The 11,754-nt window shown below is 32.5% G+C and carries 11 protein-coding genes; 4 read left to right on the forward strand and 7 right to left on the reverse strand.

Annotation, left to right across the window (positions count from 1 at the left end):
* Nucleotides 1-284: 284 nt before the first annotated feature.
* The 3 genes from I6F49_RS04310 to I6F49_RS04320 all read right to left on the reverse strand — a co-directional run bounded on the left by I6F49_RS04310 (nucleotide 285) and on the right by I6F49_RS04320 (nucleotide 3,925).
* Nucleotides 285-722, reverse strand: a complete 438-nt coding sequence (locus I6F49_RS04310; protein ID WP_197178640.1) for a hypothetical protein — start codon at nucleotides 720-722, stop codon at nucleotides 285-287.
* 218 nt (nucleotides 723-940) lie between these two features.
* A complete protein-coding gene (locus tag I6F49_RS04315) occupies nucleotides 941-2,929 on the reverse strand; it encodes a DEAD/DEAH box helicase (RefSeq protein ID WP_197178642.1) in 1,989 nt (662 codons plus the stop codon).
* Nucleotides 2,930-3,196: 267 nt separating this feature from the next.
* Entirely contained in the window at nucleotides 3,197-3,925 is a 729-nt protein-coding gene (locus I6F49_RS04320; RefSeq protein ID WP_197178650.1) for an endonuclease, read from the reverse strand.
* 153 nt (nucleotides 3,926-4,078) lie between these two features.
* Here I6F49_RS04320 and I6F49_RS20620 point away from each other — a divergent pair, with 153 nt between their 5' ends.
* Nucleotides 4,079-4,384: a DinB/UmuC family translesion DNA polymerase gene (locus tag I6F49_RS20620; RefSeq protein ID WP_442961243.1), complete on the forward strand. Its 306-nt coding sequence runs from the start codon at nucleotides 4,079-4,081 to the stop codon at nucleotides 4,382-4,384.
* Nucleotides 4,385-5,284: 900 nt separating this feature from the next.
* Here the strand turns inward: I6F49_RS20620 and I6F49_RS04325 are convergent.
* Complete coding sequence (locus I6F49_RS04325; RefSeq protein WP_197178651.1) at nucleotides 5,285-6,892, reverse strand: hypothetical protein; 1,608 nt, start codon at nucleotides 6,890-6,892, stop codon at nucleotides 5,285-5,287.
* On the reverse strand, nucleotides 6,882-7,907 hold the full coding sequence (locus I6F49_RS04330; RefSeq protein ID WP_197178654.1) for a hypothetical protein: 1,026 nt from the start codon (nucleotides 7,905-7,907) through the stop codon (nucleotides 6,882-6,884). The genes I6F49_RS04325 and I6F49_RS04330 overlap by 11 nt, the downstream gene beginning before the upstream one ends.
* A gap of 1,056 nt (nucleotides 7,908-8,963) precedes the next feature.
* On the opposite strand from I6F49_RS04330, the gene I6F49_RS04340 reads away from it, so the two are divergent.
* Entirely contained in the window at nucleotides 8,964-9,356 is a 393-nt protein-coding gene (locus I6F49_RS04340) for a hypothetical protein (protein ID WP_197178657.1), read from the forward strand.
* 250 nt (nucleotides 9,357-9,606) lie between these two features.
* Here I6F49_RS04340 and I6F49_RS04345 read toward each other — a convergent pair whose 3' ends face one another.
* Nucleotides 9,607-9,972 carry a hypothetical protein gene (locus I6F49_RS04345; RefSeq protein WP_197178659.1) on the reverse strand — a complete coding sequence of 122 codons (366 nt, stop codon included), beginning with the start codon at nucleotides 9,970-9,972 and terminating at the stop codon, nucleotides 9,607-9,609.
* A 393-nt stretch (nucleotides 9,973-10,365) separates the two neighbouring features.
* The gene (locus tag I6F49_RS04350; protein WP_197178661.1) at nucleotides 10,366-10,896 is read right to left on the reverse strand and encodes a hypothetical protein; all 531 of its coding nucleotides are present in this window, start codon (nucleotides 10,894-10,896) and stop codon (nucleotides 10,366-10,368) included.
* Nucleotides 10,897-11,024: 128 nt separating this feature from the next.
* On the opposite strand from I6F49_RS04350, the gene I6F49_RS04355 reads away from it, so the two are divergent.
* Together I6F49_RS04355 and I6F49_RS20625 are read left to right on the forward strand one after the other, a co-directional pair.
* Nucleotides 11,025-11,243, forward strand: coding sequence for a helix-turn-helix domain-containing protein (locus I6F49_RS04355; protein ID WP_231615031.1), 219 nt, complete (start codon nucleotides 11,025-11,027; stop codon nucleotides 11,241-11,243).
* Between the two features lie 183 nt (nucleotides 11,244-11,426).
* The gene (locus tag I6F49_RS20625) at nucleotides 11,427-11,576 is read left to right on the forward strand and encodes an antitoxin Xre/MbcA/ParS toxin-binding domain-containing protein (protein WP_442961244.1); all 150 of its coding nucleotides are present in this window, start codon (nucleotides 11,427-11,429) and stop codon (nucleotides 11,574-11,576) included.
* The last annotated feature ends 178 nt before the right edge of the window (nucleotides 11,577-11,754 follow it).

Below are 11,754 nucleotides of genomic sequence, written 5' to 3' on the forward strand. Positions count from 1 at the left end.
ATCAACGGATATTACAACAACGTTAGGCCGCATCATTATAATGCCGGTTTAGCGCCAAATGAATCTGAGGTTAGATATCAAGATTCTAAAACTGTGGCCAAATTTTATTGACCACTACAATATTGAAGTATTCGAGGGGCGAAGTACGAGGTAAACATGAGGAATCAAGGGAGATTTGAAGCTCCCTGACCCTATTAACTTTTGGAATTTCGTATTATTGTTGATTAGTTAAACTCTTCTTCATGAAGTAGCTTGTAAACTGTTTGAATAAAGTTGTTATGCATTTATTTAACCCTAGCAGAGTCTACTAAGTACTTTTTTGATTGTGTTTTATCTGCTAGTGATAAAAAACACTGTAACTCTGCTGGTCTATCGTAGCCAATTTTTAGCGAGCAGGTATTTTTAAAGAATACGTCAAAATGATACCTAGGGTGGATGTCTCCATTAACGTTGTCAATATCATCATCAAACCTAAAATAGCCATGATCCTCAGAAAGAATAGACACAAACGCATCTATGTATTTCGATATCTCTTTCCAATCAATTTCAAAGCCTTGATGAATTGATAGAACTATATCGTCATAGGAATGACCTGACTCACGAACAGTTTGAATCGCGTTCTTCATAACAGCTATAAATAGTCCACTAACTGGCTCTGCCATTTGATCGCAATTGAACGAGATTGTGTCATTACCAAAGTTGACTTGGAAAGGGTTAGCCATCGAGAAATATCCACTATCTTTATTGACGACAAACCGTTGTAAATCCTTCGTAAATACGGCAATATCAAAGCCATCTTGAGGAGTGATTGTTCTCAATTCAGGGTGAGAATTAATTACCTCTATAATGGTTAAGATATTCCATAGGTTATCTAATGGGGTTCTTACCGCGCATAACTTGTCTATAAGATATGCGGGGATATCATTAAAATAATACGTATTCATAATTTTTCGAAGCGTTTGAACTCAACATTGATGATTGCATTGAAATATTCATCGTCAAAATCCTCATCGCCCATCACTTCCGTCATTCTGTGGATTAATTTTGCCTTGAGTCTAGGGCTAACCCCCTTCTCTTCACAGTATATGGTCACCTTATCCTCTATAGAAGGTTCCTCTAGCCATACGATTAAATCCTGCTGGTTCTCTATTTCTTCCCTAGTGGGGATTCGAAGGTTCATGTGTCCATTGTTATTAATGCATTCTAAGCCTTCATTTAAATTTTTTAATAAGTTAGCGTCTGTTCTAGTCCCTAAAATTAAATGACTCTCTAGAAATGAACGAGCCATCATTGTGTATAGACCATTACGGAAAGATGAATTGACTCGAAGGTCTCTTGCAACACAAATAACAAAAGGGAACTCTAATCCCTTCGCGTTGTTGATATTCGAGATGAAAAACTTAGCGGAATCACTAGTTTTAGTTTCGTGTGATATATTCACAGGCCAGCCTAACCGTTCGATAATTTTACCAGATAGCTTTGTCATTTCATCATAGATATAATTAGCTTTATCTAAAAAAAGAACAGCTATATCTCCGGCTTCTACAGTTTTATGTCGATCCTGAATTTGGTTTATAACCGAAAAAATTGAATCAGAAAGACCTTGATTACGTTGCGATAAATGGATTGATGTAGATGAAAATTCTTGTGGGAGATCTTCAAATCTGCGTAATGGATCTCTACTTATAATTGCACGGGTATCTACTTCTTTATAATTATATCCACACGCAGCCCATTCATTATCTTTAAGCCACCTAAGCACTGGCTGTTCATACAACCCCATGCCTAGAGCATGAGAAAACATTAAATTCTTAGGATCTGTTCGGTAGCACTTTTTTAAAACTAAATCAGCATGACTAACTGAGTCATCAATTGTTCTAAAGATATTTTGAAATACATCACCGGCAACGAACACTTTTTTCTCAGTTACTAATTCACATAACTCTACAAAATGCTCACCGAAATCCTGACTTTCATCAATAAAAACATAATCAAAAATGTATTCGTGATCTTCATTGGAGCGATTATTCTTTATGTTTTCTATAGCTTGCTTGCATAACTGATCAAAGCTTCCTGCTGCGAAAGTGCCAAACGGTATTCCATACATATGGCAAATATAGCGATACATACCTGAATTTGGATATCTACCACTTCCCCATGAATGGAAACAAAAAAGCTTATTTTCCCAATCAATCTGTTTTTCGACTTTCATAAAGTTAAAAAATTCTGGAATACGGCTTTTCATACTTGAGGCAAGTATCTTATTGAAACAGGTAAAAGCTATCCTTGCTTCTTGCTCATTAGAATAGACCTCTTTGAGTTTATGCAGAAGAAGCTCTGTTTTACCAGAACCAGCTAAACCCTGAATCATAAACCTTTTATTCGTATTCATCTTAAATACAAAACCTGTTTGATCTGTATCAAAGAGAACAATCTTAGACTTTATACTGTCAAGCAGATTATTTGCATCAAGGTTGACTCTGTTTACATCATTGATACTTCCTATAACCAAAGACGTTAGTAGATCTGCAATTCTTTTATCTCTCGGATTTTCTAGCTTTAGAGAGGTAAGCTCTAAGTCACCATGCTCTGTAATTTCGATTAGCTCACGCCAATGCTTTTTTCTACCAATTTTCTTACGATATTCAAATTTCTCTGACAAAAAAGCTATGTCATCTATAAAATCATCGACGAATTCTTCAAATTTATCTACATTACTTCCAGTATCAACAAAGCATGGTTTATAGCCCGAAGCAAAAATTACAAATCCTTGTTCATAATCATAAGTGAGATCTTCTTTCGATAATGGTCGAGTTAAAACATAAATTTGCTTTTTGTTATTTTCTGCAAATAGTTCTAATAAATATTTGAGGTTAGCTGATTCAGCTAGTGCCTGAGACTCTGGGGTAAAAAAACAATATTCGGACATTACGTTTCCTTGAGTAGTTTTAGCTCTGAGCTACCGATGCTTTTTATATAGTGCCCTAGCCTATTAAATTACTTGGGATTTGTCATCAGGTATCGAGAAATAAAAACTAATAAACCTAGACTAAGGATTGCACCTTGATGTTCATATATAAGAGCTATCGATTGACTGCCTGTAGTCAATCGAGGATCATTTAAGGCCGATTACAGAAGCACTCTATTTCATTTATAAGACTGAAAAGGCTTGTTTATTGAAAAGACCTTGTAAGAATTATCTCACTTCACACCTACTTTTAACTACATTGTTCTCGCTTTTCTGTAAGCTAGATATTTTTTTTGCTCTAGTACATTCCCAGTCATCTACAGGGTACATTTTATCCCACGCATTCATTAGCTCTCGCTGTGATGAGCTCATATTATAACGTTTATAAGCGCCCTCCATATAAAGGTAAGTACGTGCAATCTCTCCTCTAGCTGATTCAGGCGGTTCTGCTTTTCTGTTATCTATCCTCATCGCACAACTACCGAAATCACTTTGTGCTGAGGGCAGCATAGTGAAGTTATAATTACTTCTTAACGCATTAACTGCACCTATAGCAGGATAAAGGTTAAACATGTCAGCCTGCATAAGGCGATACTCAGTATTAACTTTCTCCGCACATCTTCGACCTTTAAATAGCTTCCCTTTGCTATTAATACATTGACTATGTCCATCTCTCCATTCACTGAAAGTACGGCCAAAGTTCTCCGCAGGCACAATATGCTCCCACTCAACTTTTTTGGCACGCTTAAGATACTTAGTCGTGATAAAGCCTTTTGGTGCTGTTACTTTTTTCTGAGAATCAAATTCAGCACCGCAGTACAGCGTACTTCGGTGATTGTTATAAACTTGCTTTTCTAAAATCTTTTTCGCTTTACTAAATGATTCGATTTCTTGATTTGCAGCTAAGACCTTTGAGATACCTAATATTATAAGTAGTAAGGTTATTATTAATTTCATAGAGTTACCTGATAATTATTCTTTCGTATGAATATGCCTATAACTATGAAAGAGTTCAATATATAGAGTGGTAAGAGATAAATTTAAATAAAATGGTTTATTTATTAATATAGACTTGGACCCTTGGTAATAATGGGGTGGTATACAAATATTATGGTAGTTGACCACTACACTGTAAGCGAACTCAATGGCATCGCCTGTTTGAGCTGGGGTGAAGTAAAACAGAATAAAAAAGAAATCTACTCTACAAGAAGTTTCGAGGAAAGAGTGAGTGATTTAAATACATTAAAATCAGCCCTTGTGATACACGTAGTGATTGTTGAACGTAAGCTACTGGAACAGCAGTCATTAGTAAAACGACTCGTTATATTCGCTCCAAGCTCGCCACATGAGGATGTGTATTATAAAAATCTTTGCTCTATGATTTTCCTATACGTACATCTGATACAAGTGTCATAGCAGATGCTGTTATACATGTTATTAATGATATTTTTAAATCTAACACCCGCTTCTATCGCTGCGGTATTAGCGCAATAGAAATAGAAATAGAAATAGAAAGTGAAAAGATCACAAAATCATGGAACATCAAACAAGCTTTTTTATCGCCGTACTACACAACACTTTGTGTCAGATATCCCAATCATAAATTGTGATTAGATAATGTTATTCACAAATAAAATTGGATGAAACTAACGAAGTTAAAATTTGCAATGCATTCCGTAATAATTAAACTAGAGTCTGCTAAAACTTATGAAAAAAGGGTTGTTACAATACTCGGCTAAAGGAATTTGTAAATAAAATGCAAGTAGATGCAGTTTTATGAAATTTTATTCCTTTATTTGTAGAAGTCCGTATCTGACTATAGATTTTAATGAATAGGTTCATATTTGTAATTGCTTTCATTAATGAACAAGGTGAAATGCTTAGCAGCAAGCGTTTAAATGATGATATTCTGTCATTTTATCTTTTTTAGCCCTTTATAAAGACGAGCTTGCAGGGCTTGTTGTTGAATCAACCTTTAATTGGTGTTGTTTATGTGAAAGCATAATCCACAGACTTGTTATAACGCAGTGTGTAAGCACTCTCAGAAACTGGGCTGGCATTGGTGTTAAACGACGACTGAGACGAAAGCCAAGTGCCTTAATTAATAATGCTTAGATTGTTAGTATGCAATATGAGAGCTACCTCTTTGTTCGTTTTGATTTAAAGATTCGACACATTTATCAAAACGGGTAACTCACACTTTTGTCAACTTGATGTGTCAGAGCAAATACATATAAAAATATCGCCTGCTTAACCGGAGTTTTCTAATGGGTTACTCCTTTTATTTTTAATTTGATAGCTCTGCTTAATATCAGACTAAAAGCCAACGATTTTAAACTGAGTACAAAGAGTATTGAATTGAAGTATGTATTTCTGACTTAATATCTGGCTATCTCTATGAGAACTATAATCCAAAGCAGTTGAAGATTTATAAGACTCATACTTTTCACTTTCATACTCTTCTCTTTTTAATGTAGAAGTCACTACTACTTGATTACCAATACTTTCAAATATTTCAATCATTTTAAGTTCTTTATCAGTAGATAACTCTCTGTCCCGAAAAGAATCAATTATGAGCGGAAACTCATGTTTAAATATAAAATGAAAGGCATATAATTTAGCAAAGTAAAATTCTTGCTCTTCACTGCCTGAATAATTAATAGACTTTCTTGTAAATAAACTGTCAAATACTTGAATGCCATTTTCATCGATTAGCTTATACGCCATATTCATTACTTCTATTATGGTCCTAATAAGCTGACCTTGTTGGACTGATAATCCTTGTTGTTTTGAGCTAGAGTCATGTAATTTTTGCTTTAATGTTTCAATTTCTTTTTGTTTTTTATCTAGCTCTTTGTCTAGGCTACCAGAATTTTCTAGTTCATCTTTAAATAATATGATGTCTCTTAATTCGGGGGTGACTTGTATAAGTTCTTTGTTTATTTCTGATTGAGTGTTATTAATTTCATAATCTAAGCGAGATATTATTTCTTTCTTTATTTGGATATTCTTATCGACAGAAACCAAAATAGAATTTCTTACCTGTTTGTTACTTACATCAAAAGTTACTTCCTTCGATTTATAAGTAATGTTAGTACTTCCGCAGTCATTGCAATTAACTTGTCCAATACTGATGGTTCTATTTAAAGAATTTAATTCAGCTTGCAGATTGTAATACTTATTTATACGACTACTTTCCCTATTTCTTTGCTTCCTTAATTCAGTAATTTTATTATTTAATGTTTTCAGTAAAGCTTCTTGTTCTTTGTAAAACTTAAAGTTAGCCGAGGATTTCACATTTTGTAACACTGTTTTACTGATCTTAAATCTATCAATTTCTTTTACCAACTTCGTTTCTGAACTACGAAGTTGAGCTAATGAATCCTTAATTTTTTTTATCTGTTCAATTGACAGTTCAATCCCAGTTATGCCTTTTAATGCGTATAACATTTCAATAAAGTCAGTTTTATTGTAAAAACCACTATTAAATATCGAAGAAGTATCTCTTTTGTCCTGTCCAACAAAGAATAATTGATAAAACAAATTTAAATCGACTAATTTAGGAAAGCTTCGGTGAACGATTTCAGGTAACTTATAAATGTTTTTATCGAAATAGTACTTAAAATCAGAAAGCGACTCCAAAATATTAATTTCATCATCAACCAAAACAGTAAAAGTATCTTTTTTTCTAAGTATTTTGTACGTTCGATTGTGCATTTCAAAATGAATAAAGAAATAATATTTTGCTTGTTCGAAACCTGCAGGCCAAATAGGTTCATTACCTAAAGTAAACATTAAGCCCTGTATGACAAGAGTTTTGCCTTTATTGTTATCGTTGCTAAAAATAATATTTAGATTTTTACCAAATCGATCTTCTACAAATGCTTCAGATTTATTACCAAATGCAAATTTTTTAATTATCATTTATCAGTCCATCCCTTACCATCGCAACTAAAAAGAGGGTCGAATCAGAGTCCATATGTTCAACTTTATCTATTAAATTTGTTCGAATATTACTCACAACATCTGTAACTTTCTTATTTTTATCTTCGCAAAACTCTTTGAATATAGCTTCAAATAAGCACCAGAAATTTATTTGGTTATTTTTATTAAAGAATGCTCTGCTTAGAGCTGCATTTTGCTCATATATGTGATCCTCAATATCATCTTCATCATGAAACCGTCTCGTGAATCGGATATAACTTGCAGGGCACTTCCTGGAATTACTAAATACATCACCACCGACAAAACGGTTTAAAACAAACACCTGCAATTGTTCCGTTTTTAAGCTTCTATCTAGTGTTAAAACATCAATTGGTTGTTCGATTCTTATATTTTCAATTTCTGAATTTTTTAGTGCAGTTTGTTTATCTCTTATTTCGGTAAATATAGCTTTGAAAAACTTATCATCATCAAGTTTAGATGATTGGAAACGCATCAAACCTTTTACATACATTTTTTCTTCAGAGCGATCTTCTACGAATAGAATTCTATCAAAAAAACCTTTTAAATTTATATCATCACTTAAACTTGCTTTAGCCTTTAAACCTGCAATTAATTTTTGTTTGTGGGTCTCTTTAAAGTTTTTAATGTCGTAACAAGATAGAGATGGTTCCTCTACATAATCTTCTTTAAGATGAGGCATAAAGAAAATAAACTCTTTAAAAAAAGGTTTGAATTCAGATATATAGTTATTATAAAGTGTTATCAAATATTTCCCAATTTTTCTAGGAGTAAGATTTTTCTCATTTTTGGCTTGTATATCCCATAAATTTTCTTCATCGCACATCCCAGAAACATCATTAAAACAATCAATAGTTAATATACTGATTTTTTTATATTTTGGACTTTGAGTAGCTAGATAAAGAAGGGATTTAGTCTCGAAAACAGAAGCCTTAAAATTATTTCGTTCAGTGTTCGTGAATACATAGTGCATCAATTTGATTCCATTCGAATTAACTTAGCATCCCGAGTGAATAAAAGTCCTGAAGCAAAGTTATTAATTTTTTATTTAGTTTACAATATTTATCAAAAGTAACAACTTTTTCCTATACAGCCTCATCATATGGACCATAAAATATGGAGTTTTTTTATAAAATTAATTTAATACTTTGTCTTACCATAATTTACTCGGCACCAAATAAGTTACATTTACCGGGTTGCTCGTGTAATCGGTAATCGGTAATCGGTAATCGGTAATCGGTAATCGGTAATCGGTAATCGGTAATCGGTAATCGGTAATCGGTAATCGGTAATCGGTAATCGGTAATCGGTAATCGGTAATCGGTAATCGNATCGGTAATCGGTAATCGGTAATCGGTAATCGGTAATCGGTAATCGGTAATCGGTAATCGGTAATCGGTAATCGAGCATTGATATTAGTTAAATACCAAAGTTAATTGTTCTTGATACTATATTAAAATAATTGAGCTAAGAGCATTGATTCCTCCCAGCTTAAACTAAAGATAATCTAATGCTTAGTAGCATGAAAATATCAATTAACTTCTTAATATTTAATTAATTAGTGTGATATCGAAAAAAGTATGGCATGATTTTCTATGTATTTAATTGTTAATAGGCAAAGGGAGTTCAGTGGATTATCACGATGCTTGAAGCATTTACCAACTTTACCGATAATAATTTGTATATCAATTCCAAAAAAATCTTTTACTAATAATACTAATTGTTACGGTACTCTACATGGTGCATTTACAGATTGTGATTATGAAGAAGGTAATCAAATATAGTTGATTAGAGACCTTAAAATATTAAAATTTTTATTTCACAGAGTATTTCTCTCTGTTATAGGGAGAGGGCCACATTATATTGACTATTATTCGATTGGCTTTCCTAACAAATGACCATAGTTCCAATTACAGCTATTTGCATATGCCCGGTGAATGTGGAGGAGATTATGACTTTTGTGATTGACCACCATCATCACAACCAGAACATAACAATGTGTTAAGTTTAAAGTATTTACTTGTGAGCAGTGATGAAGATAAAAAAATTATTATTTATAATCAATGGTTTATGGAAGTCAACTAAAGCTGGCAGATTTGTTAGACTGGCTTTTGGTTATGTCGAGCCCGGATTTGGAGATATAATTGAAGGCTTTGTAAATAAAGTAGTGTCATTGTTTTCAATCGCGGGGCTTATATGTCTATATACCGATATTATTTTTAACTTAGGATATGTTGAAATAGCTAAAACATTCAGTGATATAGTAATATCATCTTTTTCTGTCTACACAACAGTATCAAGCGTTGTAAAGTTCTTATTTATGCCTGTAATTGCTGTTAAAGCCTATTTAGACGTAAAATTATTCTGGCATATAATGACATCTATCGTTTTGGTTGCATTTCCTTTTGTATATTTTTCCTATTAAATAATTGAATCGTCAATATCCAAATATTTTTCATTTGATAATTATAAAAGTTCCGTTTTATTTTAGAATATGAAACACCTGCTGAATTTTCATCAGCAGTCAATGTAAGGTGTCAGTGGCACAACTAATGTATGAATGTTAGTACTTCTTTGCATGAACTATCAATATTATTATCCCAATTTGAATGCTAATTCATCATAAAGCCAACTTAGTTGCAAAAGCAGCCGCTAAACTAATACAACTCCTAGGTTTAATTAACGACAGCGTAATCAAGTACAACAAGATCATCAATGAACTCTTTGCCAATCCCAAACTTTTTGGCCAATAGAATTCCCTCTCCGGACTGTATCCCGTGTAAATTTGTATCCCATAAACAAAGACCAACTAAATAAGGTTTATCTAGATTCACACCTCCAATAGCCTGTTTTTCACACAGCATATCAAAGTCATCTCTAGCTTTCCCAATAAGATATATTATGCCATTACTTGCTTCATATGGAGGGAAATCTTTATCGTCTATTGAAATATACCCAGAAGCAAGCTCTAACTGGATAGTTACACCGTAGTTGAGCAATGAAATTAAGTCTGTTAAATTTGTTTCTTCTGTTGCCAGCATTAATATTAATCCTCACTTTTATATTATTACTTCATACAGTGCTAAAAATATGATCTAGTCATTTTAATCGACAATCAATTCACCATACTTATTTATTTAATTTCAAACATAGAGATGTTCGGGTAAATATTAACCCTATAATTTATTAATACCATTAAATGATATACTTGTTAAACAGTAATTACTTTAAATGGTTAGCTTAAGCTAATTTAGTTAATATTATTTCCTTACGGACATGCAAGTCAGTATTATTAAACTAAATACCCTGTTATTAAAGCTAAAAAATATGGAGGAATTAAAACCAAAAGTAGAAATAGCCAAGAACAATATTATGCATATGACTTCCTCAAAATTAAATATGCCCATAGACTAGTAGACAAAAATTATTACAAATTAATAGTCAGATTTAAGTACTAATAGGACTTCTTTGTTATAAAGCTCAATTAATTGATCTATAACCCCTATTTTGTTTTTAAGAAGGCTAGATTTATTTTTTAATAATTCATGAGCAGGCTTCATTATTTCTTCTAAATCATGACTATTTGCGTATGATTTAGAATACGCCTCAAGGGCTTTGTCATATTCGAACATTTCAAAAATAAATCTAGCTCTTTGTGCTCGACAATCTTTAATAAACTCAGTTAACAACCAAGCTCTTGTCTTAGTAATGTCATTACTATCATAAAATAAACGAGTTTTTTTATAAGTTTTGAACTTATTATTTGCAATTGATGACTCTTCTAACTGTCCTTTTTTAAGCAATTTTTTTACATAGCCAGACACTTTTTTCTCTATTTCTGAGAGCTCAAAATGTTCTGTTTTAGTCAAACAACAAAAACCGACACTTACCTCTTTCATAGTAAAGTGATCTACGTTACTCATACTAATCACAGTGTGAAAAAATGAATCCAGATTTAAATCCATGAACCTTCTCATTTTATGACTTATAATACATATAATATGTACTATAGTACATATGTGAGTGACTAACAATATGGGATTATTATCTTTTTTAAGATTCGGGTCCTAATAGAATGCGGTCAGTAATAAAGATGATTGGTAAAAATATAAAACTAGCACGTGTAAAAAAAGATTGGAGCCAAGCAGATCTAGCTCATCTATTAAATGTAGAACAAGCCTATGTCAGCAGAATTGAATCTGGCGCTGTAGCTGTCTCATGTGAAAGAATATATGAAATAATGAACTTGTTAGATTGCGATACTGTTGATATATTTCCACCAATCTCGACAGTGAGAAACAACGTTAGTTAAAGAGGTTATACAATATTTAGGTACATATCTTAAGGTGGAGCCAGTATGAAACATGAATCAAGTAAGTCAAATAAGGTTACCTCCGAGACATTTTTTAAATGTTCAAAATGGGAATTTTATAGAGTTAAATTCTGAAGTAATTAGAAAATTACGTGTTTAATCGGTATATATAAATTTTTTAGAATATTATTTCACTCAAAAATCCAAGCTGATACTTGGGTTAGAAGACCGAATAAAGCTTTTGAAAACCTATCGGCTTTAGAATTTATGTTAAAAGACAACAAAGAAAATATTGATCACGTTTATAGATATCTACGCGCACAACTATTCTGAGGTTAATAACTCTTATTTGTTAATTATGATTTTAGGCCTAATGACTAGGCAATTAACTGGTTACTAGAATAGATAATTTAAGATCTATAATAACTTACTAAGCCTTCTTTTCCTGTAGCTCACAGTCATACATATACTCATATTCAGCGGTCCACATGTCAAACAAATACAATTAAGC

It is taken from the genome of Pseudoalteromonas sp. SWN166, assembly GCF_015864485.1.
Taxonomy (GTDB): Bacteria; Pseudomonadota; Gammaproteobacteria; order Enterobacterales; family Alteromonadaceae; genus Pseudoalteromonas.

What these genes read in the sequence shown, in the direction of transcription:
- I6F49_RS04310 (WP_197178640.1), bottom strand. Translation starts at nt 722, where the DNA reads ATGGCTAACCCTTTCCAAGTCAACTTTGGTAATGACACAATCTCGTTC.
- I6F49_RS04315 (WP_197178642.1), bottom strand. Translation starts at nt 2,929, where the DNA reads ATGTCCGAATATTGTTTTTTTACCCCAGAGTCTCAGGCACTAGCTGAA.
- I6F49_RS04320 (WP_197178650.1), bottom strand. Translation starts at nt 3,925, where the DNA reads ATGAAATTAATAATAACCTTACTACTTATAATATTAGGTATCTCAAAG.
- I6F49_RS20620 (WP_442961243.1), top strand. Translation starts at nt 4,079, where the DNA reads ATGGTAGTTGACCACTACACTGTAAGCGAACTCAATGGCATCGCCTGT.
- I6F49_RS04325 (WP_197178651.1), bottom strand. Translation starts at nt 6,892, where the DNA reads ATGATAATTAAAAAATTTGCATTTGGTAATAAATCTGAAGCATTTGTA.
- I6F49_RS04340 (WP_197178657.1), top strand. Translation starts at nt 8,964, where the DNA reads ATGAAGATAAAAAAATTATTATTTATAATCAATGGTTTATGGAAGTCA.
- I6F49_RS04345 (WP_197178659.1), bottom strand. Translation starts at nt 9,972, where the DNA reads ATGCTGGCAACAGAAGAAACAAATTTAACAGACTTAATTTCATTGCTC.
- I6F49_RS04350 (WP_197178661.1), bottom strand. Translation starts at nt 10,896, where the DNA reads ATGGATTTAAATCTGGATTCATTTTTTCACACTGTGATTAGTATGAGT.
- I6F49_RS04355 (WP_231615031.1), top strand. Translation starts at nt 11,025, where the DNA reads ATGATTGGTAAAAATATAAAACTAGCACGTGTAAAAAAAGATTGGAGC.